This window comes from Pedobacter hiemivivus, assembly GCF_004331685.1.
GTDB classification, from domain to species: Bacteria; Bacteroidota; Bacteroidia; order Sphingobacteriales; family Sphingobacteriaceae; genus Pedobacter; species Pedobacter hiemivivus.
Genome location: NZ_SJSM01000001.1, coordinates 776,899 through 801,693, shown reverse-complemented (window position 1 = coordinate 801,693; position 24,795 = coordinate 776,899). Strand labels below are relative to the sequence as shown.

At 38.9% G+C, this 24,795-nt stretch carries 19 protein-coding genes; 13 read left to right on the top strand and 6 right to left on the bottom strand.

All coding sequences use genetic code 11. The annotated features are described in order from the left end of the window. Positions 1–5 precede the first annotated feature (5 nt). From EZ444_RS02870 to EZ444_RS02820, 11 genes are all read left to right on the top strand, one after another. Positions 6–1,679 (top strand): RagB/SusD family nutrient uptake outer membrane protein, encoded by a 1,674-nt coding sequence (locus tag EZ444_RS02870; protein ID WP_131607019.1) that lies wholly within the window; start codon positions 6–8, stop codon positions 1,677–1,679. 143 nt (positions 1,680–1,822) lie between these two features. After that, a complete protein-coding gene (locus EZ444_RS02865; RefSeq protein WP_131607017.1) occupies positions 1,823–3,451 on the top strand; it encodes a sodium:solute symporter family transporter in 1,629 nt (542 codons plus the stop codon). Between the two features lie 23 nt (positions 3,452–3,474). Then, complete coding sequence (locus EZ444_RS02860) at positions 3,475–4,488, top strand: hypothetical protein (protein WP_131607015.1); 1,014 nt, start codon at positions 3,475–3,477, stop codon at positions 4,486–4,488. Between the two features lie 144 nt (positions 4,489–4,632). Continuing rightward, positions 4,633–5,190 carry an RNA polymerase sigma factor gene (locus EZ444_RS02855; protein WP_225874611.1) on the top strand — a complete coding sequence of 186 codons (558 nt, stop codon included), beginning with the start codon at positions 4,633–4,635 and terminating at the stop codon, positions 5,188–5,190. Positions 5,191–5,275: 85 nt separating this feature from the next. Next, positions 5,276–6,370 carry a FecR family protein gene (locus EZ444_RS02850; RefSeq protein ID WP_165503504.1) on the top strand — a complete coding sequence of 365 codons (1,095 nt, stop codon included), beginning with the start codon at positions 5,276–5,278 and terminating at the stop codon, positions 6,368–6,370. Between the two features lie 190 nt (positions 6,371–6,560). Further along, positions 6,561–10,286, top strand: a complete 3,726-nt coding sequence (locus EZ444_RS02845; protein WP_131607011.1) for a SusC/RagA family TonB-linked outer membrane protein — start codon at positions 6,561–6,563, stop codon at positions 10,284–10,286. Positions 10,287–10,299: 13 nt separating this feature from the next. Then, a complete protein-coding gene (locus tag EZ444_RS02840; RefSeq protein ID WP_131607009.1) occupies positions 10,300–11,742 on the top strand; it encodes a RagB/SusD family nutrient uptake outer membrane protein in 1,443 nt (480 codons plus the stop codon). A 44-nt stretch (positions 11,743–11,786) separates the two neighbouring features. Further along, on the top strand, positions 11,787–12,914 hold the full coding sequence (locus EZ444_RS02835) for a TlpA disulfide reductase family protein (RefSeq protein WP_131607007.1): 1,128 nt from the start codon (positions 11,787–11,789) through the stop codon (positions 12,912–12,914). A gap of 33 nt (positions 12,915–12,947) precedes the next feature. Then, entirely contained in the window at positions 12,948–14,108 is a 1,161-nt protein-coding gene (locus EZ444_RS02830; RefSeq protein ID WP_131607005.1) for a TlpA disulfide reductase family protein, read from the top strand. A 27-nt stretch (positions 14,109–14,135) separates the two neighbouring features. Then, positions 14,136–15,515 carry a thioredoxin family protein gene (locus EZ444_RS02825; RefSeq protein WP_131607003.1) on the top strand — a complete coding sequence of 460 codons (1,380 nt, stop codon included), beginning with the start codon at positions 14,136–14,138 and terminating at the stop codon, positions 15,513–15,515. A 363-nt stretch (positions 15,516–15,878) separates the two neighbouring features. Next, the gene (locus EZ444_RS02820) at positions 15,879–16,259 is read left to right on the top strand and encodes a PH domain-containing protein (protein ID WP_131607001.1); all 381 of its coding nucleotides are present in this window, start codon (positions 15,879–15,881) and stop codon (positions 16,257–16,259) included. A gap of 52 nt (positions 16,260–16,311) precedes the next feature. On the opposite strand, the gene ccsA is transcribed toward EZ444_RS02820, so the two are convergent. Then, the gene (ccsA, locus tag EZ444_RS02815; RefSeq protein WP_225874610.1) at positions 16,312–19,659 is read right to left on the bottom strand and encodes a cytochrome c biogenesis protein CcsA; all 3,348 of its coding nucleotides are present in this window, start codon (positions 19,657–19,659) and stop codon (positions 16,312–16,314) included. A gap of 403 nt (positions 19,660–20,062) precedes the next feature. Between ccsA and EZ444_RS02810 the strand changes: the two genes are divergently transcribed. After that, entirely contained in the window at positions 20,063–20,845 is a 783-nt protein-coding gene (locus EZ444_RS02810; protein ID WP_131606999.1) for an AraC family transcriptional regulator, read from the top strand. 64 nt (positions 20,846–20,909) lie between these two features. Next, complete coding sequence (locus EZ444_RS02805) at positions 20,910–21,440, top strand: dihydrofolate reductase family protein (protein ID WP_131606997.1); 531 nt, start codon at positions 20,910–20,912, stop codon at positions 21,438–21,440. On the opposite strand, the gene EZ444_RS02800 is transcribed toward EZ444_RS02805, so the two are convergent. The 5 genes from EZ444_RS02800 to EZ444_RS02780 are packed head-to-tail and all read right to left on the bottom strand — an operon-like array spanning position 21,437 to position 24,791. Further along, complete coding sequence (locus EZ444_RS02800) at positions 21,437–21,970, bottom strand: GNAT family N-acetyltransferase (RefSeq protein WP_205945196.1); 534 nt, start codon at positions 21,968–21,970, stop codon at positions 21,437–21,439. The two genes, EZ444_RS02805 and EZ444_RS02800, sit on opposite strands and share 4 nt — an antisense overlap. Before the next feature lie 60 nt (positions 21,971–22,030). Further along, a complete protein-coding gene (locus EZ444_RS02795; protein ID WP_131606995.1) occupies positions 22,031–22,630 on the bottom strand; it encodes a short chain dehydrogenase in 600 nt (199 codons plus the stop codon). Between the two features lie 43 nt (positions 22,631–22,673). Beyond that, a complete protein-coding gene (locus tag EZ444_RS02790) occupies positions 22,674–22,934 on the bottom strand; it encodes a hypothetical protein (protein WP_205945195.1) in 261 nt (86 codons plus the stop codon). 56 nt (positions 22,935–22,990) lie between these two features. Continuing rightward, the gene (locus EZ444_RS02785; protein ID WP_131606993.1) at positions 22,991–24,010 is read right to left on the bottom strand and encodes a helix-turn-helix domain-containing protein; all 1,020 of its coding nucleotides are present in this window, start codon (positions 24,008–24,010) and stop codon (positions 22,991–22,993) included. Then, positions 23,919–24,791 carry a helix-turn-helix domain-containing protein gene (locus EZ444_RS02780; RefSeq protein ID WP_131606991.1) on the bottom strand — a complete coding sequence of 291 codons (873 nt, stop codon included), beginning with the start codon at positions 24,789–24,791 and terminating at the stop codon, positions 23,919–23,921. Before EZ444_RS02780 ends, EZ444_RS02785 begins: the two co-directional genes overlap by 92 nt. Positions 24,792–24,795 lie beyond the last annotated feature (4 nt).

The following is a 24,795-nucleotide window of genomic DNA, read 5'->3' as shown; positions in this document are numbered from 1 at the left end:
TACAGATGAAAAAGAAAATATTAATGCTGTTACTTGCTTTTATAAGTATGACAGTAATTTACAGCTGTTCCAAGCTAGATGAAAATGTACTCGACGAAAAATCTGTTGCCGGACTTACTAATAAACAACAGGCTGAAGGCATAATAGCACCCGTATATGCAAAATTGGAAGATATCTTTATCCATACCAATTATTTTGCGCTTCAGGAAATTTCAACAGATGAGGCCATTTTACCATTCCGTGGTGGAACCGATTGGGGTGATAATGGTATTTATCTTCAATTACATCAACACCAAAACATAAGTTCAGATGCGAATGTGAGAAATACCTGGAATCATATACTCATAGGGTTATCTAGAAGTGTAACCGCCATTATTGCGCTTTCGACCAATCCAGATCCGAGTGCCAAGCTGTTTTTGGCTGAAGCAAGGGGGATGAGAGCTTATTATTCATTACTTACACTTGATCTTTTTGGATTGGTATTCGTTAAAAATGATGTCAATGAAACCTCGAAAATTTTAAGGGGCGAAGCCGCGATTGAATACATCAAATCAGAATTACTAGCGATAGAGCCTATAGTGGAGAATACCACGGGGCCTGGTAGGATCACAAAAGGAGCGGTGTGGGGCTTGCTCGCCCGTCTATATTTAAATGCAGCAGTTTATAGAGATGTTTATGCGCCAAGCTTTACCTTTAAAACCGAAGATATGGACAAAGCGATAGAGTATTGCACTAAGATTATTGGTTCGGGTCAATACAATTTAGCCGCCGATTATTTTTCGCTTTTCAATGACAATAACCACACGAATAAAGAATTGATTTTCGCAGTAGATCAGCGTGCCGATTTGAACGGGCATAATCGAATGGCCTATTTCTCTATATCTGGAGATCAATTTCCATTGCCTGCTTATCCGGGTGCTAACGGAACTGATGGTCCGGGTATTACGTCTGATTTTTATCGTACTTGGGTAAATGCGTATGCTCCTGTAGATCCTGCAGTTGCAGATCCTCGCTTTTATAAGCAGAATTTGCCTCCGGCTGCAGCCTGCATTGATGCGGCTAGTTTCAACATCAATCGGGGCATATTGCGTGGACAACAATATGGCTTAATTAGAACAAATGGAGTGTTTGAAAAATGTCAGGATGGAAAAATGAGGGTAGATAAACTTTTTTATAACACGCGTAGTAAGCCTACTTTAGCTGTGGATTTTACTGAAAATATTGACTATACTATTGCTGGAAGTAATTACAATACTGGTTTCAGAGTGGAAAAATATGAGTTCAGTAAAACTTCGGTAAGTGGAAGGAATTTTGGAGAACATGACATTATAATCCTGCGTCTTGCAGATATTTATTTAATGCGTGCAGAAGCAAAACTTAGAAAAAACGATGCAACTGCCTTGGCTGATGTAAACATCGTTAGAGCTTCCAGAACAGCTACCACTCCGGCTGCACCACTTCCTGCTATCACGCTTGATCTTTTGTTTCGTGAAAGAGGGTTTGAATTTTATTGGGAAATGGTTAGACGTACGGATATGATCCGTTTTGGAAAATATGAAGGTACATGGACTGAAAAAACGAATACTGACGTGCGAAAAAGAATTTTCCCTATTCCTCAAACGGCAATAGATGGAGCTTCTAATTTTCCTGGATATTTAATACAGAATTTAGGGTATTAAAGAAATGGTTGTGTTAATGGCTGAATAATTTAATTTGCGATGCAGATAATTATTCAGCCATTTTTTTTGCAACAATGATTATCTTAACTATTCTATTGCTACCTTTTAATTAAGCCAAATACACCAAAATAAAAAACCAAATAATGAACCAATTACAAACCGCAGACTATATCGTCTTTTTTATTTATTTTATCGCCGTATCCTCATATGGCTATTATATCTATCATAAAAAGAAGTCGAAAAATATAAGTTCTAAAGATTTTTTCTTAGCAGAAGGATCGCTTACCTGGTGGGCAATTGGCGCTTCATTAATTGCTTCTAACATTTCTGCTGAGCACTTTATTGGCATGTCTGGCTCGGGTTTCGCCCTAGGCTTAGCCATTGCTTCATATGAATGGATGGCAGCTGCTACGCTCATTATTGTGGCTATTTTCATTATCCCGGTATATCTTAAAAATAAGATTTTTACCATGCCGCAGTTCCTTGCCAAGCGATATAATGATAAGGTTAGTACAATTATGGCGGTTTTTTGGCTATTGGTGTATGTATTTGTAAACCTTACCTCTATCATTTATCTCGGTGCATTAGCCATCTCATCCATCTCTAACATTAGTTTCGAGTGGAGTATTGTTGGCCTAAGCATTTTTTCGATGATTGTAACCTTAGGCGGGATGAAAGTAATTGGTTATACTGATGTTATTCAAGTTTTGGTATTGATTATTGGCGGTCTAATTACTACTTATTTAGCACTTTCGTTGCTTTCTAATGAATATGGTTTTGGAAATGATATTTTTAAAGGTCTTTCTGTGCTACGTAAAGAAGCACCGAGCCACTTCCACATGATTTTTAATTCGTCTGATAAATATTATAAAGAATTACCAGGCCTATCCGTACTTTTTGGTGGTATGTTAATTAACAACCTGGCCTATTGGGGATGTAACCAGTATATCGTACAACGTGCTTTGGGGGCCGATCTAAATACGGCGCGTAAAGGGATTTTATTCGCCGCATTTTTAAAGTTACTCGTACCTGTTATTGCCGTGCTTCCGGGTATTGTAATGTATGTATTGCACCGCAAAGGTTTGTTCCAGGCAGAAATGGTAGACAATGGGGTACTTAAACCAGATCATGCTTACCCCACTTTAATGAATTTATTGCCTCCAGGATTAAAAGGAATTGCCTTCGCTGCACTTACTGCAGCCATTGTGGCGTCTTTAGCGGGTAAGGCAAATAGTATCGCAACTATTTTTTCATTGGATATTTATAGGAAAATTTTCAACAAAGAAGCCTCAGACCGTAAAATGGTTATGGTCGGTCGTTGGGCAGTAGCCATTTCATTGACCATTGCGGCTATTGTAACTCCTGCATTAAAATCATTAGATCAGGCTTATCAATTTATTCAAGAATATGTGGGCTTTATTTCCCCCGGGGTACTTGCTATTTTCTTGCTAGGTTTTTATTGGAAACGTACAACCGCGGCCGCTGCAATGACAGGTGCATTGATTACCATTCCGCTCTCCACCGTGTTAAAATTTTTACCCGTGTGGACAAATGGTGCATTCCCAGATTATCCTTTCTTAGATCGAATGGCAATTGATTTTGTAGTAATTGTGCTGTTAATGATTGGTATTAGTTTAAGCAAACCGCAAACCTTGGCGAATGAACAGGCGATAGAGGTTGATACGTCGATGTTTAAGATCAGCACCAGTTTTGCTATCGGCTCTCTTTTAATTATGGGTATCCTTACCGCTTTGTATACTATTTTTTGGTAAATTGCAATAAACCTTTCAACCAAATGCTCAAAAAAGCCATTCCTGTACTAGTAATCTTATTAGGTATCCTATTTCAATGTTATGCTCAGGAACATACCAAGAAATTCAAACTGCTTGTGCCTGAACAAAAAGCATTACAGAGCTATTATAGCAGCATCAGGTTTATAGATTCCAGATCAGATACGTCGGCAATGGGCTTTGTACAAACAGGGATGTTCAATGCAAGGGCTGCAGTTGTTGCCGAACCTGCATTTTCTACCCAGTTGAAAGATGTTTTTATTACTTTAACGGATTCTAATGCGGTCAAAAAGGAATTGCTTTTTCAATTGAGGGAACTACGGTTTTCTGAATTAACCCAGTCCATGAGTGAGAAAGGTACCTTTTCATTTAGGGCTTCGCTCTATGCTGTTGAAAATAATAATTATAGGTGTATTGCCACGATTGATACAATCTGTATTTTGAAATCTGGTATTGATGTGACCAATCGGTTGTTAAAAAAGTCTAGCAATGTCATAATTGATTTTTTATCAGCTAACCTCTCTGTTAAGCCTTTAGATTCTTTGCTATATACAATGTCTGATATAGTTAAGATAGATAGTATAGAGAAACAAAGTCTAAAGCTGTATAATGCTTCTGATTTTGTGCCAGGCTTGTATACTACCTATCAATTTTTTGTTAAACAATCTCCGGATGCCCAAATCTCTGTAAAAGAGAAAGATGGAGGTGTTAATGAAGTTCATTCTTTAAACTCAGATGGTAAGCAGCAGAAGATCAAATTAAAAAATGTTTATGCTATTGTTCATAATGGAAAGCCATATGTAGCTACAGAGTACGGCTATTACCCATTAAATAAAAGAAATGATGATTTCTTTTATACCGGAAAAATAAAAGTAACTGCTAGCTTCGGAGATATATTAGCAGCGAGTATGTTTGGTGTTTTAGGGACAATTTTAGCTGGTGATGCCAATTCCGTGTACGAAATTAAAATGGATCATGTTAATGGTAATTTAATTCCTGTTAAACTCATTGAAAAGTAGAATTTAGAAATCCATCACAGTATTCTCAATCTACCCGCAGTGGATGGCAGGATCAAAAGAAATAAAATCTTTTCTCACCGTAATAAGGCAATTAATCTATAAGTTCGCTTATAATTCATACCGATCCGGTAAACATTGATGAAAGTGGACTATAAATTATTTACAGATGTGCAACTCGCTGATATGCTTAATCAGGGGGACAATATCGCATTTGAAGAAATTTATAGACGCTATTGGGTAGTCCTATATAATTTTGCCCGAAAAATGCTTCAGGATAATGAGCAGGCAAAAGACATAGTTCAGGATACATTCACAAAGTTGTATGCTCAAATCGGTGTGCTGGATTTTAAACAGGTCAAACTGGCCCCTTATTTATATGCGCTGGTTAGAAATGCTGTAATTACATTGATTAACCGTAATAAATTGAAGCTAAACTATATTGTAAGCTTCCAGGATTACGTAAATGCAGGGGAGTATGTTACGGATAACCAGGTGCTGGAAAATGAAATGCAGCGACAAATAGACAAGGAAATAGCAAGCCTGCCACCTAAGATGCGTGAGATATTTGAGCTAAGTCGTAAAGCAAATCTTAGTCGTAAAGAAATCGCCGAAACTACCCAATTGTCAGAAGAGACTGTAAAAAAGCAAATTTATAACGCGCTCAAAATACTACGCAGTAAGCTTAGGGCATATTTTTTTTAAAAAAAATAATTTTCTTCTACCCCTTTTTGTGAAGCTATTAGTTATACCATTATAACGAATGTTATTTTTTAATAACCAATGCATCATGACTAAACAGGAAGCTGAAGTATTATTGATTAAATATGAGAAAAATGAATGTACCCCAGCCGAAAGGACTTTGGTAGAGGGATGGTATATGCATACACTTGATGTTAAAGAGTTGCCTGCGGGGAAAGTAGATTTTGATACTGTAGAAACTGAGATGTGGCGTAATATTGATGTCGTGGGCTTAGGTACAAGTACAACGCATAAAACAATTAAATTATGGCCTCGGCTTTCAATCGCAGCAGCAGTAGCCATTTTGGTGCTGGGGGTAACTGCTTATTTCTTCAATGCGCGTAATTCAAATCATCAATTTAAAATTGCCAGTGGAAATGATATAGCTCCAGGAAGAAATAAAGCAACACTTACACTTGATGATGGTAAAACGATTCTTTTAAGTGAAGTTCAAAAAAGTGTAATTATTGATGCAAACAAACTTGCCTATAACGACGGTACAGAAATTACCTCGATACTTCGTACCGATGCCGTAGTCAGTACGCCCCGTGGCGGCACTTATCAGGTTACTTTATCTGATGGCACCAAAGTATGGCTGAATGCCGAAAGCACGCTTAAATTCCCATCTAGCTTTGATGGTAAAGAGCAACGTAAAGTTACATTGAAGGGCGAAGCTTATTTTGAAGTGGCTAAGAATAAAAAGCAACCTTTTGTAGTGACTACAGATAAACAGGAAGTGCAGGTATTGGGTACTCATTTCAATATCAATTCTTATCCTGATGAGGTAAGTACTAAAACTACCTTGCTGGAAGGATCTGTGCGGGTAAATCAAACGATTTTAACACCCGGTCATGAATCTGTCCTTACAAATGGAATAATTAAAGTAAACAAAGTAAATCCAAATGAAGCCATAGATTGGAAAAATGGGGAGTTTGTTTGCAACAATGAACCTTTAAATAGCATCATGAAGAAAATCTCCCGCTGGTATGATGTTGAGGTCGTTTACGGTCATCCTGAACTTAAAAACAAAACCTTTAGTGGATCACTTTCTCGTTATGATCATGTTTCTGGTGTTTTAAATGCGCTGGAACAGGCGGGAACAATAAAGTTTAAACTGGAAGGCCGACAAATTCAAGTATTATAAATTAAAACCTAAACCAAGCCAAATGATGATAAATTTACCATAACCGACAATAGGTTGGCTTAAAAAAAAGCCGGAAAGTGGTGGAACACAATCCGGCGGAAGCTTGAGCAAACCTTTCCCTACGGGTGAGTACCCATAGGAGATAAAAAATAGACCAACTATTCACGATCAACTCAAACCATTCAAAAGTATGAATAAAAATGCTTTTAATTCGGGTATGCCTAAATTTGGGCTACTTGCTAAACTATTCTTAATTATGAGGCTGACCACTGTCATAATAATTCTGACCCTCACGCAAGCCAGTGCGTCCAGTTTTGCGCAGCGACTCAATTACAGCCGTAAATCCGCCACTTTAAAGGAGGTTTTTACCGAAATCAAAAAACAAACCGGATATCATGTGTTTTATGCAGATGAAAAAGTAGATGTAAACCGTAAACTCGATGTTGACTTCAAAAATGTAGTCTTAAAAACGGTACTGGATCAGCTAGTGAAAGGACAGGCGTTGGAATATGCTATTGATGCCCGGAACATCATCATTAAGCCTAAAGAAGCTTCATTGATAGATAAGGTTGTGGAGATTTTTAAAAAAATCGACGTAAGGGGGCAGGTTATAGATGAAGAAGGGAAGCCGCTTTCGGGAGCAACAATTTTAATTTTGGAGGAGGGACAAGGCCTCAATATTGTTCAAGTTGAGGGACCTAATCTGGTAGCCAAAAAAATTAAATCGGCTGCGGTTACGAATGCCAGCGGAGAGTTTCTGATAAGAAACGTAGACGAAGATGCTTTTATTCTGGTCACTTATATTGGTTATATGCCACAACGTATCAAAGTGGCTAAAGATATGGGGCTGATAAAAATGAGCCTTCAGTCGGGGAAACTGATCGAGGTAAATGTAACTGTAAACACAGGGTATCAGACCATTTCAAAAGAAAGAAGCGCGGGAGCATTTGCTAAACCTGATATGAAAATTGTTGAAAGTCGTACGGGGAGTATGAATGTTTTACAACGGCTGGATGGACTTGTTGCGGGATTAACTGTTAACAATGCCCCAAGCGCTGGTCAAAGTCCTTTTCTGGTACGTGGCTTATCTACAATAGGTATTCCTGCACCCCAATCCGCAGGTATCGAAGCTTATGGAACCTTTGTTGGTACCAATAGAAACCCATTATTTGTGGTGGATGGGATTCCTATCGATGATGTTTCATCCATCAATCCACAGGATGTAGCAGATATAACGGTACTGAAGGATGCTACTGCCGCTTCTATATGGGGAGCGAGGGCATCTAATGGGGTAATTGTTATTGCTACCAAAAAGGGGAATCAAGGAGAAAAGTTAAAAGTAAATTATGATGCCTTTATAAATTTTCAGGGCAAGCCTGATTTGGATTATATGCCTACTTTAAATAGCAAACAGTTTATACAGGCGGCAACAGAACTTTTTGATCCGGCATTAAATCCATGGGCTAGTGCTTCAGGGTTTACAGGCTTGGCATCTACTGGTGTAGCACCTCACGAAAGAATACTTTATGATCAGTCCCGTGGGTTGTTAACCGACGCTCAGGCTAAGACCAGTCTGGATAGTTTGGCTAACCTAAATAACAGGCAGCAAATTAAAGATCTTTGGTATCGGAATGCCTCTTTGATGAATCATACCGTATCCTTATCTGGAGGTGGTAATAAGTATGCGTTTTATGGGTCAGGAGCTTATACCAATACGGTTAGTAATCGCCCTGGAGAAAATAGCAAGGATTATAAAATTAATTTAAGACAAGACTTTTCATTAGGAGCGCGTGTTCAGTTAAATTTGATTACTGACGTAACCAATAGCACGAACAACAAGAAGCGGAATATAGCTATCGATAATAACTTTTATCCTTATCAGCTATTCAAAGATGCAGCAGGTAACAGTCTTTCTATACCTTATATGCAATACCTGAGCGATGAAAATAGAATTGATTATCAAAATCTGAGTCGCATTAATTTGGATTATAATCCCCTTGATGAAGTGAATTATGGCTACACTAAAAACAATAATTTTATCAGTCGCAATATTTTAGGGCTTAACGTTAAACTCTTGAAGGGCTTGAAATTTGAGGGGACTTATGGGTTTATTAAGAGGAGTGGTAAGACAGACATTTACGACGACACAAAGAGTTATAAAGTAAGAAGTGAATTGGTTCAGTTTACGATTGCACCAAATTTAACGTCAACTCCTGTTTACCGTTTGCCAAAAACAGGTGGAACATATACTTTGGCTAACGTTAGTCAGCAAAACTGGACCATAAGGAATCAGTTTAGCTATAATAATGGATGGAAGGATGATTTGCATCAATTGAGTATGCTGGTTGGCCAGGAGGTGCAGGAACAGCTTGAAATGACAAACCGTAGCACTGTAAGAGGATATAATGAAATGTTACAGACTTTTGCTTCGGTAGATTATGCAACTCTTGGTGTAACCGGGGCATTAGCACCTGTGATGCCGAATAACTTTGGACGAAGTTTGTTGTCCGACGATAGCTTTAATCAGTTCGAACGTCAAACCAGATTTACTTCTTATTATTCCAACCTTGCTTACACCTACGATAAAAAATATTCAGTAAATGGTAGTTTTCGTATAGACAAGAGTAATTTGTTTGGATTGGATAAATCTGCCCAAAACAAACCGGTATGGAGTGTGGGCGGGAAATGGCTATTAAGTTCAGAAGCCTTTATGAATAAGGCAGATTGGCTAAACAGTTTAGCCTTAAGAGCTACTTATGGTTTGATGGGTAATTCGCCTGATCCCGGAACTGCTGCTTCGTACGACATTCTACAGACTCAGCGTAGTAACTTTCTACCAGGTGGATCTGGATTAAGAATTGCTACACCATCCAATCCTAAGTTGACTTGGGAGAGTACCAAATCAATCAATTTAGGGTTAGACTTTGCCTTGTTTAATTACCGTTTAAGCGGGGGGATCGATATATATCAAAAGAAAACAAGTAATTTATTAGGCAATTTACCTACCAACGGTTTTACGGGATACTCGAGTATAGTAGGTAACCTCGGAGATCTGGAAAATAAAGGGATAGAGCTGAGCTTAAATACTTTGAATATTAGCAAAGGTAGTTTTAGGTGGAACACAACTTTTAATATCGCTTATAATAAAAACACCATTACAAAGCTAAATCTAGGAACACCTGTTACGTTGGCTTCTGATCGTGTTAGGGAACGGTATGTAGCTAATTATCCGGCTTTTGCTGTATTTGCCTATCAATATGCTGGGTTGGATCAGATTGGTGATCCACAAATTAAACTGGCAGATGGCACCGTAACCAAAGTACCTAATATAGCTAAACCTGAGGACGTCAAGTTTATGGGGACTTATCAACCAGTTTGGAACGGGGGGGTATCAAACATGTTTAATTATGCTGGTTTTGGCTTAAGTGCAAACGTGATATTTAACCTGGGGCATGTGATGCGGAAAGACGTAAATGGTGCTTACTCCGGGCGACTTGATCATGAAAACGCTCAACTTTATAATGGCTTTCGTACTGGAAACCTGCATGCTGATTTTGCCAACCGATGGAAGCAGTCAGGAGATGAGTTGATCACCAATATCCCAGCATTTGTGACGGATAGATCTTTAAGTGATACCCGTAGGGATTTTGAACATTATACGCTCGCAGATATCAATGTGGTAAGCGCATCCTACATAAAACTGCGTGATATTACTTTGTCTTATAGCTTGTCCTCATTATTGGTTAAAAAACTAAAAGCTGATCAGGTTACCTTACGTGCACAAATTTCTAATCTGATGTTATGGAAGGCCAATAAAGATGGAATTGATCCAGAATTTCAGGAGGCAACGAATGCTTACAGAAGCATGTTAGTTAATCAAGGATCAGTATCGTTCGGTTTGAATGTGAAATTTTAATTAAAGCTTTGGAATGAAACAGATATATAAAAATATAAGGGTTGTAATGGTCCTTGCTTTACTGGTTACCGGGATGGTATCTTGTAAAAAAGAATTTCTAGAAGTTAGCCCTAAGGGAAAACTGATTGCTCAAAAGGTGTCAGACTATAACTTATTACTCAGTAATCTTGATTTGGTTAATATAGGTGGAGATGCTCAGGTGCCTATGGGTGATGAGGTTGCTGCAGTTGAGCCTTATTTTAGTGGAACATCTTTAAAAGCGGGACGTCTTTTCCGTTGGAATGATGTCACCTACGAACCTGATGAGGATGCTTCGGAATTGGTTGTCCCATTGCAAAATATTTATTTGTTCAATAAAATCATTAATGAGGTGCCGGATGCTACAGATGGGACTGAGCAGGAAAAGCTTTCTATCAAAGCTGAAGCTATGGCGGGAAGGGCTTGGACTTATTTCTTATTGATCAATTATTTTGGTAAACCCTATAATGAAACTAGCTCTGCTACAGATTTAGGCTTTCCTATCGTTGTAAAGGCTGATGTAACGGAAACAAAGTTTACAAGGGCTACAGTTAAGGAAGTATATGATTTTATTGTCACTGATCTGGTTGCTGCTATTCCTCACTTACCAAAACAAACAACGCATCGCTTAAGAATGTCTAAAGCAGCAGGGGAAGGCATTCTAGGGAAAGTGTATATGTTCATGGGAAAGTTTAATGAAGCCTTACCTCATTTAAATGCGGCCTTGACAGACATTACAAATGCTGCAATACCAGTTCGTCTTTATGATTATAACCAAACTTTTGCACCTGGTGGAGCCTTTATGCCAATTGGTCTTTTTGGCCCTTCGTACCCAAGTGTTCCTAATAATGAGGAGAATGTGCTTGGAAAGCAGGTGTTTAATTACTGGACATTTTCAGATAATGAATTTGTGATTAATGAAAAAACGGTTGATTTGTATGACCCTTTTGATTTACGTTTAAATTTTTACTCGCCAACTGCTTTTTTTGGTCCGGCTTACCAACCTGGCCTGTTAAGGAAAATTGGACCAGGCAGCATTCAATATGGCGTGGTTGTGCCAGACTTATACTTGCTTCGCGCAGAATGTAAAGCAAGAACAAATGATCTTAGTGGGGCTAAAGAAGATGTGGAAACTTTACGTAAAAATAGATTGCCAGAAAATAACTGGAATGTTCCATCGGTAATTGTTGGGCAAAAAGTACCATTAGTCAAATTTATAATTGAAGAGCGTATCCGCGAATTTGCAGTTTGTGGTTACCGTTGGTTTGATATGCGGAGGCTTTCTGTTGACCCACTATTTGTAGGGACTACTTATACCCATACTTTGTATTCGGAAACGGGTATCACCACTACATTTACCTTGAAGCCAGAAAGATTTGTATTGCGTTTTCCTCAAAAACTCATCAATGACAATCCTGGTATGCAAAACAATCCTTAATCAAGGAAACCATAAATATTATTCATAAATAATTGTAAAGAGATATGTTAAAGACACTAGTTATTACAGCAATTGGTCTGTTGGCCTTTTCTGCAAATGCACAACAAGGTTTTACTATAAAAGGTAAGCTTACTGGAGTGAAAAACGGACAAAAAGTAATGCTTAGTTATCGTACTGGCGAGAAAGAGGTGAATGATTCTGCTATTGTTAGGAATGGAAGTTTTCTGTTAAAAGGTAAGGTGAAAGATGTGACAAAAGCTAAAATTACCTTAAAAGATCCGAAAGCGGATAAAGAGCCTATGACCATGGAAAAAATGATGGCTATGGATGAACAGGACTTTTTTCTGGAAAATAAAGCATTTAGCGTTGCCGGTTCAAATATGAAAACTGCGTTAATTAAAGGTGGAGCAGCACAAGCCGATTATTTAGTGTTGAAGTCACAATTGAAACCACTTGAGGATAAGATGAAGCCACTTAGTGAAAAAATGGGGCAGTATTTTAAAGAGAACAATGAAAAGGCAAAAGATGAGCTCTTTCCTAAATTGCGTGCTATACGAGTAGATATGACTAAAGTAGAAGATGGATTTATCTATCAGCATCCTGATTCGTATGTAAGTCTTGATTTGGTTGAGAGCAAAAGTGGAGTTATTGATCCGAAAAGATTCGAGCCTTTCTTTAAAGCACTTAGTCCGCGCATACAAAATTCCGTAAAAGGAAAGGACTTGGCTGCACGATTAAAGACTGCGAAAAAGATAGATATAGGTCAGCCAGCAATGGATTTTGTGCAGAACAATACCAAGGGTGTTCCGGTATCCTTGTCTTCCTTAAAAGGTAAATACGTCCTGATCGATTTCTGGGCAAGTTGGTGTGGTCCTTGCAGGCAGGAAAATCCGAATGTGCTAAAAGTCTATCAAAAGTTTAAAGATAAAAACTTCGAGATCATTGCAGTTTCTTTAGATAATAAAAAAGAGGCTTGGTTAAAAGCCATTGCAGCTGATGGTTTACCGTGGATTCATGTGAGTGATTTAAAAGGTTGGAAAAATGCTGTAGCGGCAGACTATGATGTGAAAGCCGTCCCTCAGAACTTTCTTGTTGGTCCGGATGGAAAGATTCTTGCTAAAAACCTTATCGGTAAAGAGTTAGAGGAAGAGCTTGGTAGGCTAATTAAATAAACACAATCACATTTTTAAATCAATCAAAAAGTAATGAAACGATATTTTCTAATACTGTGCTTCGTATTTGGCCTGCTAAGTAGTTATGCCCAGGATGGATACACGCTAAAAGTTAAAATAAGCAATTTTAAAAATTACACCCCATACCTCGCTTACGCTGCTGGTGGTAAATATGTGATAGATACCAACTATACTAAGGAGAACGGTTGGATGCTGTTTAAAGGTAAGGTTCCCGAACCTGCGCTGGCTAGTTTTGGCCTACGTCGGAACCCCGCCACAGTTATTATGAGCAATCAGGGAATTATACCGGGGCCATCTCTTAATCTCTTTCTAACCAATGAGGAGATAGTGGTAAATGGAGATGCAAATATGCTGTATATGGCGAAAGTAGAGGGTGGAACCGCAAATAAGGAGTGGGATGCTATTAAGCCTAAGCTTAATGAACTGACTCATCAAAGCTGGATAACCTTAAAAAAAGCATTTGATAATTTTAAGCCAGGGGATGATTCGGTAGTTTTTAAACAGGCTTACAAACTAAGTGAGGACAATGCTGCTCAGTCAGAAAAACTGGAACTTGATTTTATTAATCAATATCCCAACTCTTTAGTCAGTATGTATTTTCTTTCAGGAATGCAGAATTCCTTAAGCTTTGAAGCATTGAAAGCAGCTTACACCAAGTTGGGAAATGGACCTAAAAATAGCTCCTTTGCTAAGGAAATAGCTGGGAAGATTGGAAGTATGGAAGCCACTGCAATAGGAAAGCAGGCCATTCCACTTCAGAAAAAAGACATCAATGGAAACGATGTTAATCTAGAAACCTTAAAAGGTAAGTATGTATTGCTTGATTTCTGGGGAACATGGTGTGGACCTTGCCGGGCATCGCATCCGCATTTGAAAAAATTATATGATAAATACAAAGCTGATGGGTTTGAAATCTTAGGTATTGCGCATGAACAAGGAGAGAAGCTTGAACAGAATCGTAAAGTTTGGAAAGACGCAATTCAACAGGATGGAATTTCCTGGATACAGGTATTGAACAATGAAGGGATAGCAACCTTTGATGCCGTTAAGGCTTATGGAGTAACCGCTTTTCCTACCAAGATTTTATTGGACAAAGAAGGTAAAGTCATTGCCCGTTACGTAGGGGATGGTGAGGAGATTGATGAAAAGCTGAAAACGCTTCTTGGTAAATAATTTTGCACAAATTTTTAAAGAAACACAATGAAAAGATATTTTTTATTAAGCTACCTGTTGTTGTTAACGGGTGCTTTATTTGCTCAGGGAATTAATTTTGATCATGGTACATGGAAGGAAGTATTGGCAAAAGCCAAAGCTGAGGATAAACTGGTATTTGTTGACGTTTATACCAGTTGGTGTGGTCCATGTAAAAAAATGGTAGCCGAAGTTTTTCCACTTAAGGAAGTTGGTGATGTTTTTAATCCAAACTTCGTCAATTATAAAATAGATGCAGAAAAAGGAGAAGGAATAGCTATTGCAAAGCAATTCGGCGTAAAATCCTTTCCTACCTATTTGTTTGTAAATGGTGATGGTGTATTGATTTATCGTTCTAGCGGATATAACCCTGCGAAAATATTCTTAAATGAAGCAGGCATAGCCATTAAAGAAAAACATGATCCAAAGCCTTTAGCAGCCTGGGAGGATGAGTATAGCGCCGGCAAAAGAGATAAAGACTTTTTGATCGGATACTTGAAAAAGAGAGCAGTTGTTAAAATGCCTAATGGTGATATATTGGAACAGGTATTTCCGTTGTTGGCTAAGGAGGATCTTCTGAATAAGGACTTTTTGACTTCAGTATTGGATTTTGATCCAAACATGACTTTTGTGCCTGGAGGTAAGTTTTATAATTATGTGGTTGGAAATCATAAAGAAATCGATGGGATTATAGAGAAAAAGGATGATTATGCTTTGAGCTTAATGGATGCAGGTATGCATCAGTATTTTAATACCGAAATCATTAAAAACCATAAGGAACAAATGTTGCCTGTGATGCTAGCATCTAAAAAGAAGGTAATGGAATTGATGAAGCAAGATGAAATAGAAGCAACCTTAAAAGGGCTTAGCATGAATTATTATAAAGGGACTAAAAATGCAGAGAAGCTAGTTCCTGCTGCACTGGATTATGTAAATAATGGACTGTTGAAATTGGATATTCCCGCTAAAATAACCGCTGATAAAGAAGCTTATCTGAAATGGAGGGCTCCTTTTGTTAGCGGAAAAGAAGACTCTACAAAAGTGGAAAGTTGGGCTTCGATGCAAAGAATCATGGCAAATTCAAATATGGTCGATTTTTCTTATAAGCTACGTGATGCTGCGCAAGCTATTTATTCAACAGTAGACGATCCTAAAATGTTGGAGCAAGCTATTGTATGGGCGAAGTTGTCAGAAGGATATTTCCCTCATTTTTCTACTGAAGCAGTATATGCAGGTTTGCTTTTTAAAATCGGTCGGAAACAGGAAGCCATAGAGATGATGAAGAAAGCTAGTGAAGATAGTTTTATAAAAGGGGGAGACAAACAAAAAATGTTGTTAACTAATGCCGCACAAATTCAAAAGGGTGAAGCCCCAGAACAGCTGTGGTAAATTGTTGATAATAGTCAATATACCTTATTTAATTCTTGCCATAGTTTTGTTTTTTCTAATTATATGCGCAAAGGCATTGATTATCAGTCTAGCTGTCCTAGTGCTGTGTTTTCTTTAGGATAACTTAATTCACGGACTATTAACGGATATTACCCGGACACTACTCGGCTCAACCCGAGTAACGTCCGGGTAACGTCCGGGTATATGCAGGTTGCAAACCGCTTTCATATAGTTAACTGAAAGGAAAATTATAGGAGGGAATCAGGACCTTTTCAGGTAAAGGAGTAGCGTGTTGAAGAAAAGGATTGTAACTTTTTTTATTTTGTTAGCTCTAATCTTAAATCAGATAAAAAAATATACGATATGGGATTATTTTCAGCCTTAATGGGCAATGCAGGTGCGGTAAGTCAAGATGATTTAAGGAAAAGCTACGGGACACTACTTGTTGATAATGAAGAGATTGAATTGGGGTTTAAATTGATTAGAGATACTTTTATTTTCACTAACAAGCGGCTGATCATTGTTGATGTTCAGGGATTGACAGGCAGTAAGACTGAGTATGTTTCTATTGCTTATAAGGCGATTTCCAGATTTAGTGTAGAAACAGCAGGCACTTTTGATTTGGATGCGGAATTAAAGATCTGGGTCTCTAGTGAAACTATTCCAAGTATTCGGAAAAAGTTCAATAAATCGGTAAATGTATTTGAGGTGCAGAAAGTCCTTGCACACCATGTGCTTGGATAGTATATATTAAAGTAGAAAGGCCGACCATTTGGTCGGCTTAAATATCGTTTTATTACTTATTGCGAAGTTTAAATCTTCGGTAGGAGATGAAGGCTAATACAAAAATCAGTCCTACTGTTGCATACACCCATGATGGGATGGGAACAGGATCACCCTGTGCATAAGAATGCAATCCGGTTAAGTAATAATTCACTCCAAAATACGTCATAATAATCGTTGAGAAACTCAACAGGGACAGTAAGTTAAATAGGTATTTAGTTCTTAAACCTGGGATCAAACGAACGTGTAAAACGAAGGCATAAACGATCACAGAAATAAATGCCCAGGTTTCTTTAGGGTCCCAGCTCCAGTAGCGTCCCCAGCTTTCATTGGCCCAGATCCCACCTAAGAAAGTACCTACGGTTAGTAAGAACAGTCCCACAGTTAAGGACATTTCATTCACAATCGTTAATTCTGTGATAGAAGACTTTACTTTAGCACTGATCTTATTGTTGTCAATAATGTATAAAATTAAAACTACAGTTCCCAGCAAGGCACTTAGTCCGAAGAAACCATAACTAGAAGTGATAATAGCTACGTGAATCATCAGCCAGTAAGATTTAAGTACAGGAACCAATGGCGTAATCTGCGGGTTCATCTGAGATCCACCATGTGCAAATCCCATTAAAATCACAGCGATTAAACAACCAGCGGCAGGGATAAAAGCATTACTGTTTCTATACATACCAAGGCCAGATAATACCCCGATCCAGCTGATAAACAATACGGCCTCATAACCATTACTCCATGGCTCATGACCAGAAATGTACCATCTTGTCGCTAAACCAAAACCTTGAAGGAAGGCGGCAATGCTGATTAAAATCAAGACAAAAGTCACCAGTTTATCCAACATTTTGGAATTTTTAAACAATTTAAAGAATGCCAATCCAAGAATTACTGCTCCTAACAATGCATAAGTAATCATCAGATTTAGGAAAATATTCCATGAGTTATAACTCACTTCCCAGAACACTTTTGTGTCTGAAGGCATCACGTCTTTACCAAATTTTAACTGAATATCTTTGATCTTATCTAAAGCGGCATTCGCTGCATCCCAATTTCCAGACTGCTGGCCATCTTTAATGCTTTTCGCATAGCGATCAATTGGATTTAACTCTCCAACTAAAGCCGATCCCGGAACAGCAGAAGGCATAGCGATCCAGGTATTGTTTGCATCACCAGCAACTGGAAATATGCGCAAATATTGCCCGTTGATCAAAGCCTGCATCGCCTGCAACTTGTCATTCAGGTCGATGATTTCTTTATCGTAGTTGTTTTGTTCAGCTGGTTTTTTAGCAAAAGCTTTTGAGTAATCGTCTTTTAAGATAAATTGCAGGGTTCCATCATCACCTACTTTTAACAGATTGATCATGGAAGTATAACCTCCTTCATTTGCTTTAACCACTTTTAATAAATCCGGACCACCTTTAGCTCCAATTTTTATCAAGGGAACATTTACCCAAAGGAAAGGAGTTGTGGAAACAGAAAGGAAAAACTGGTTGGCGTTTAAACCATGGAAGCGATCTTTACGGTGCAATTTTCTTAGAATTTCCAAGGCCATTGTATTGATTGGCTCTACTCTTCCGTCGATATTTTGCACAGGCAAATGACCGAATTTATCTGCATGTGCCAGGTCGATTTTTATAGTGGAAGCAAACTGTACAGGATCTACCGATTTTGCAGAAAGCAACATTTGCATTTCTGCCTTTGTCGGTTGGGCATGATTGTGTGCCTGAGTGGTTGCAGCATTTTGATCTCCGGAATGATCGTGACCATCGCCAGGAGCATGGTTATGCCCATCATCAGCTGAGTGATCATGTCCATCGCCCGGCGCATGATTATGACCATCATCTACAGGCATCGATGCCTGAGGTTTGACAAGTCCCGGGATCGCAGTCGAGCCATTTTTACCGTGCATGTCGATCTTTTGACTAAATGCAGCTCCTAAAGGCAGGAATAGCAGGGCTAGCAAAAGAGATTTTGATTTTGCAGATTTAGAAATGGTTCTCAATTGTTCGTTTAGTTTAGAGAAATGTGTGCCTTTCCAGAATAAAGTAACAAACATGCCCAGGAATAATAAAGTATAACCGATATAAGTCACGTTTGTACCTAGCTCATCATGATTTACAGAAAGGACTGTTCCTTTTTCATCGTCATCAAAACTGGCCTGGAATAAACGGTAACCTGCTTTATCCAACACGTGGTTCATGTATATTTTGTATGGGGTATCTTGTCCACCGTCCTGAATTAACACGTCAGAGGAGTAAGATGCAGGGCTGTTACTACCAGGATATTTCTCCATTTTGAAGTCTGTCAGTTTAATTGAGAATGGAGTTTTGTAAATTTTAGAGCCGTAGGCCATAGAAATTCTAAGTCCACCAATTTCACTTTGATGTTGGAAATTAGTGATTCCTTTTCCTCCATAGAAAGAAACGGTATCCACTGAATTTGCCGTAGTTACTTGTACTTTAACCAGGTCAAGATCGTGTTCATTCTTAGTTTTATCGCCTTCGAAATACATGATATCACCAGGAATAGCTGGCTCAGGAATTACAAAAGCTAAGTTTCCAAAGGTATATAAGCTTCTTAAATTAAAAGGTTGTGCCGGACTGTCAGCTAGTACTGGTTTCTTTTCCTGAGTAGCCATAATCATATAATCACCAGTAAATGGAGTGGCAATTTGTAAAGCATCATTCGCTGCATCTGAGATATTAATCGCTCCAGGTGTTTCCTTATTATAGCTGACCAACATATTTGACATCAACTCCACTTTGCCGGACGGTACATACTTATTTACTCGCTTTCCATTTTCTAAAACCACCAAATGTAAGGTCGGTTTACCCGTTGGGGTACGCACTAGAGAGTCCTGAGCTCTGGCATAAAAGTCGATTACTTTTACCTTCACTCTTTGTCCCTGGTAGTCATACTCACCTTTAAAAGTCTTTTTGAAAGGCTTTAAATAGCTTGGAATGCGGTTAGAGATTAAAATTGCCGGTTGATCATCATAAGCTAATGCCTGATCATCTTTCCCAATCTGCATTTTAAAGAATGTAGCATCAGAAATAATTTCATCGCTAGATTCCCCTTCTCTAATGTGCATAGAACCTTCGAAGCTTACATATCTGGTAATGTAACCACCAATAAAGATGATCACAAAGGCAAGGTGAAACACCAATAGTGGCCATTTTTTACGTTGTGTAAGCTGGTACCTACCAATATTACCAATAAAGTTGAGCACCAGGATCACCATCACTAGTTCAAACCACCAGCAGTTGTATATCAATGCTTTCGCAACTGCAGTTCCATAGTCATTTTCAACAAAGGTGGCCATGGCCATGGAGAAAGCGTATAATAGTAACATAGCACCCATCGTTCGGGTGGAAAAGAGGATTTTGCCTAACCTTGTAATCATTCGTGTGTTGTTCTTTTTCTTTTGTACCAGTTTATTCACCGGCATAAGTACCTTTCTTATCAATCGTGGCAAAGATGACCCGAGAAAATCAGAAAACTGACACTTAATAATTTTATGGCAGAAAAAAGACGAAAGGAGATAGGACCTGAATGTCTTTAGATTCATTGCACTTTAAGGTAATATAATTCACCATTTATTAACGAGTGTTACGCGGATGTTAAGCGGACACTACTCGGCTCCACCCGGGTAATGTCCGGGTAAATAGAGGTTGCAGACTAGCTTTATGTGGTTAACTGAAACGAAAATTTGGTAATAGGTAAAGTATCAATCATCTCAGTTATATTTGCAAATTATGCGCATACAATCATATGATATTATCCCTGTTTTGCAGCCGTATGTAAAACTGATATGCACCATGGAGTGTGACGATGGTGCCGACACCAGTTATATTCGGGTGCTGCCTGATGCTTGTGTAGAATTGTTTTTTAACTATACAAGTACACCCCTTGCTATCATTAGTGATGAATTACATAAACGCAGTATCGCCACTTTTCGGATGAGCCGACCAATGGATGTCCAAATGCGGAAAGGGGCAGGGGTTGTTGCCATTTGTTTCCACCCCGGTATGGCGCATAAGTTTATTCAAGTCCCAATGCATGCGTTATCCGACAGAAGTATCGCCCTTACTGATGTATGGGGCTGTACGGCGACAGAGATAGAAGATGAAATGGCAGGATGTAGCAATAACGAAGATCGTGTAAGGCTGGTACAAAAGTACCTGTTAAAGGAACTGGGCCATAGTAAAGATGATTTGCAGATAGCATATTGTCTAAAGCAGGCACAGTTGTCAGGGGGACTGATTCCTGTTGGAAGACTAGTCAGTAATACTGGGCTCAGCCAACGTCATCTTTCCAGAAAGTTTCAGGATTATGTAGGTTTGTCTCCTAAAGAATATCTGCGTGTTTCCAGATTCATATTTTCATTGGACCATCTAAAAAGATATCCTGTATTTTCCCTTACTGAAGTTGCCTACAAAAGTGGTTATTACGACCAAGCTCACTTTATCCGGGATTACAAGGATTATACGGGCTGCACTCCGCGTGAGGTAGTACGGGCCAGGCATATTTTATATTGATGTCCGTTTTGTACAATTAATCGTAATTGAGCCTAGGTATTTTTACAATATAAATATGAACAGTATGCGAAAACTAATATTGGGATTGGCTATCACATTGGATGGATACATTGAAGGGCCTAATGGTGAGTACGACTGGTGTTTTACAGACCAGGACTACGGATTAAACGAATTTTTTGAGCGGATTGATGCGATCTTTATTGGCCGTAAGAGTTACGAAATGATGCAAAAGCAGAGCGACAGTAGTAACGGAGAGGCTATACCAGGGATGCCTGCGTTGACAGAATACGTGTTTTCTAAAACGTTGACATCGGTCAAAGAAGGTGCTGTACTGATATCGGGAGATAGTATGGCTGAAGCACGAAGAATAAAAAATCTGCCTGGCAAAGATATCTGGCTATTTGGCGGTGCTTCACTATATGATGCCCTGATGAAGGAAGGGTTAGTGGATGAATTGTGGATGTCGGTGCACCCGATACTTTTAGGTACTGGTAAACGGTTATTTCAGGAGCAAAGCAGTCGCAGGCAGCTTACCCTTCTGGATAGTAAAATTTATGAAACAGGTTTGGTGTCGGTCCGTTACACCATAGTTTAACTGTGGTATCTTCTTGATATAAATTCATATTCAATGCCATTGTCGTCCAAATCTGCAATTTTAAAGAAGTTCAGGCGCTCAAGAACCTTTATTGCACCCTCATTGTCTTGAGTTGTTTCGGCCCAAATACGCTTTAGTCCGATATTATTTATTCCAAATTCTATCGCTAAGGCGATTGCGGTCGTCATAAAACCTTGTCCACGATATTGCTGTAATAAAACGAAGCCAAGTTCTCCAGCTCCTTTATCTAATCCACGATAGTAACCGCAAGTCCCAACAATTTTATCCGTTAGATTATCTATAATGCCCCAATGAATTGAATTACCATCTGTATAATCCTTGTTAATCTTACCTTGCATTTCTATAGCCTGTTCCACTGCCGTTGCCTGAATAGCATTATAATATGATATTTCAACAATGCCATTGACCTCAGTAGGTTGAATTTGTCGCAAAGAGACTTTGTCGCCAATAATATTTGGAAAAATGCTGTAGGGCGGTAAATTCATTTTTGTTATCCTGTTGTGTGCCATTAAATAAAACAATGATACTATTTAAATTTTAAGTTATGTGCTCTCTGCGACAGCCTAGTTCTAATAGGGCTTAATGATCTGCCCTGTGTTGGCGCCAAAAACGCTTTTTCGAAAGCCATATTCCAGCTGCAGCATGGTAACTGGGATGTCGCCCTGAAAGTAGGGGAAGTACTGTGGAGAATTCTCTATCACCGTTGGGCTGACCGCATTGATACGGATTCCATGCTCAAGTTCGATAGCAGCTGCCCTAACAAATCCTTCTATAGCGCCGTTCGCAGCCGATGCATTGGCGAACATAGGCACGGGTTCATTGCTAAGTGCCCCGGTAATAAGGGTAAAAGATCCTTTAGGATTGATGTAATGCTGACCGATGAGTACCAGGTTTACCTGTCCCATAAGTTTGCCTTCCAGTCCGGTACGGAAATCATTTGGTGTCATTTTGTTCCAAGGTCCCACATGGGTAGGCCCCGCGGTGCAGATCAATGCATCAAATGGCCCTGCCTTTTTGAACATTGCCTCAACTGATTCCACGGAAGTGATGTCTACCTGAAGGTCACCGCCTTTGGAACCTGTGGCTCTGATGATTTCATTCTCTTTTTCAAATGCGTTTGACAGGTGTTTGCCCATGGTGCCGCTAGCACCGACTATGATGATTTTCATTATATGTGTGTGTTAATGTGTCTATAAGTGTTTTAATTGTCTATTAGCTTTCTCTTTGTTTTTCCTTCTCTAAAACTATTTTGATCAGCGCATCCACAAAAGGGACACCGATGAACACCATCCAGGGTACCAGAACCAGCGTGAGTAAAAACGTTTTGAGGTAGAGCGGAATTTCCATACTCGATTTGCTGAGCAGGTGAAGGGCAAAGGTAATTGAGGGATAGATGACCACCCATATTTTTAGGGATGCGATCAGTTTCATTTTGGTTTTCATGCCATTTTTCTTTTTTGAATAATCATTCATCAAAGATAATTTCGTTTTAAGCCAGAGGATAGGACACAAATGAAATTGAATGGGACTTATTTGAAGTTCTGTCTGAAACTATCAGGTGTATGGCCAGTGTGCTTTTTGAAAAACCGAATAAAATAGGAAACATCCTCATATCCGAGACGATAGGCGGTCTGGTTGATCTGGATCGATGTGGCCAGTATGCATCGTTTTGCCTCCAGGATAATTTGTTCGTTTATAACCGCAGAACAAGTCTTACCAAGGGCTGCCTTCACTATGGAGTTGAGCTGGTAAACGGATAGGTTCAGCATGTCGGCATATTGGGATACCTGTTTGTGCTTGAAGATGTTTTTTTCCAGCAGTCCCATGAAAACTTCAAGTTTTTCCTGGGTATGTAGATTGACTTTTTCTGGCGCTGATGTCTGATTCCTTATTAGTTCGATTAACAGTAAGTCCATATTGGACTTGATGACCACGTTGTAGGCCTCTTTTTTTGAGGAAAACTCCTGTTGTATGCTTTCCAATGTCGATGTGATTTTTCCAAAGCTTTCCTTGTTGAGCTGATAATGGTTGATCGTGCTTGCTTTGCGCAAAAGACTTAATCCCCCTTTGTCCTGCGGGAAATAGAATTCAGTGCTGAACTGCATCAGGTAACCGGTACTTTTCGATTTGAGCTGCAGTTCGTGTACTTGCCCAGGACGCATGAAGAAAACACTATATCTGCCTACGTGGTGTGGGATAAAATCAATAGCGTGATGCCCATTTCCTCTTTCCAATGCCAGGAGATAAAAAAAATCGTGGCGGTGGAGATCCTGTACCATATCTTTTCCTGCAAGTAGATTTTGGAGGTCACGGATGCTGAAATTGCCTAGCAGGTCAGGTTCCTTCTGTGTTGAGGCAATATGTCTAATGGTTATCTTTTCCAATCGATAGATCCCTTTTTCGTGCAATGTTGTTGTTGGGTTCAAATGTATACAATTGCTGATAGAAATAGTATTTTTACGATGATGGCTTATTGGTTTTCCTGAAATTGGCGGGTGAAGTACCGACTTTTTTGCCGAACAACCTGATGAAGTATTTATAATCTTCATACCCCAGCTCAAAGGCTATTTCTTTGATACTTTTATCGGTATAAAACAATAGCCTTTGAGCTTCTGTGAATAGCTCATTTTGTATGAACCAGGTAGAGGAAAATCCTGTAACTAACTTTAGCGTATCGTTCAGGTAACTTACAGTGATGCTCATCATTGAAGCATAATCAGCGGGTTTCTTAAGCAACAGAAAGTGTGCTTTTACCAACTGGCGAAATTGCTTTGTAATCTCAATGCCCCGTAAAGAATATGCTTTGATGCGTTCATTTTCCTGTGCTTGAAAAAGGATTGCAGCTTTGTAAAAAAAGGCGTTAATTAAAGTTTTTATGATTTCAGTATGCAGGTTGGAAGGCTGTTTTTCACTTGCTGCAGCATACATCAATTCAATGAGACCAACGATCCATTTTTTTTCATCCTCATCTAACCGTAACAATACTAAATTTGAAAGTGATTGTTCAATGAGCATACGGGCATTTTGATCTATAATGCTTGTATCGAAGGCCAGAAACCATCCTTTGATATCTTTGGTAAAGCCTAATTGATGTACTTGTCCCGGACGGGATATCACAAGCGAAGAACGCTGTATGTCAAAATTCTGGAAATCGAAATTGAAGTTAACATGTCCGCTTTCTAAAAAGAAACAGGTATAGTGATCGTGACGATGCGGAGAGAACACTTTTTCTCTCCTATCTCCTAATGTGGTATGATCAGATGTAGGAATAATTTCAATCCCGATCTGATTTTTCGTCAATTGAACGATTTCTATATCTGTCTTCTTCATACAA

Coding starts and splice junctions, on each gene's coding strand:
- EZ444_RS02870 (WP_131607019.1), top strand. CDS start 6: ATGAAAAAGAAAATATTAATGCTGTTACTTGCTTTTATAAGTATGACA.
- EZ444_RS02865 (WP_131607017.1), top strand. CDS start 1,823: ATGAACCAATTACAAACCGCAGACTATATCGTCTTTTTTATTTATTTT.
- EZ444_RS02860 (WP_131607015.1), top strand. CDS start 3,475: ATGCTCAAAAAAGCCATTCCTGTACTAGTAATCTTATTAGGTATCCTA.
- EZ444_RS02850 (WP_165503504.1), top strand. CDS start 5,276: ATGACTAAACAGGAAGCTGAAGTATTATTGATTAAATATGAGAAAAAT.
- EZ444_RS02845 (WP_131607011.1), top strand. CDS start 6,561: ATGAATAAAAATGCTTTTAATTCGGGTATGCCTAAATTTGGGCTACTT.
- EZ444_RS02840 (WP_131607009.1), top strand. CDS start 10,300: ATGAAACAGATATATAAAAATATAAGGGTTGTAATGGTCCTTGCTTTA.
- EZ444_RS02835 (WP_131607007.1), top strand. CDS start 11,787: ATGTTAAAGACACTAGTTATTACAGCAATTGGTCTGTTGGCCTTTTCT.
- EZ444_RS02830 (WP_131607005.1), top strand. CDS start 12,948: ATGAAACGATATTTTCTAATACTGTGCTTCGTATTTGGCCTGCTAAGT.
- EZ444_RS02825 (WP_131607003.1), top strand. CDS start 14,136: ATGAAAAGATATTTTTTATTAAGCTACCTGTTGTTGTTAACGGGTGCT.
- EZ444_RS02820 (WP_131607001.1), top strand. CDS start 15,879: ATGGGATTATTTTCAGCCTTAATGGGCAATGCAGGTGCGGTAAGTCAA.
- ccsA (WP_225874610.1), bottom strand. CDS start 19,659: ATGTTACTATTATACGCTTTCTCCATGGCCATGGCCACCTTTGTTGAA.
- EZ444_RS02810 (WP_131606999.1), top strand. CDS start 20,063: ATGCGCATACAATCATATGATATTATCCCTGTTTTGCAGCCGTATGTA.
- EZ444_RS02805 (WP_131606997.1), top strand. CDS start 20,910: ATGCGAAAACTAATATTGGGATTGGCTATCACATTGGATGGATACATT.
- EZ444_RS02800 (WP_205945196.1), bottom strand. CDS start 21,970: ATGGCACACAACAGGATAACAAAAATGAATTTACCGCCCTACAGCATT.
- EZ444_RS02795 (WP_131606995.1), bottom strand. CDS start 22,630: ATGAAAATCATCATAGTCGGTGCTAGCGGCACCATGGGCAAACACCTG.
- EZ444_RS02790 (WP_205945195.1), bottom strand. CDS start 22,934: ATGAATGATTATTCAAAAAAGAAAAATGGCATGAAAACCAAAATGAAA.
- EZ444_RS02785 (WP_131606993.1), bottom strand. CDS start 24,010: ATGAAGATTATAAATACTTCATCAGGTTGTTCGGCAAAAAAGTCGGTA.
- EZ444_RS02780 (WP_131606991.1), bottom strand. CDS start 24,791: ATGAAGAAGACAGATATAGAAATCGTTCAATTGACGAAAAATCAGATC.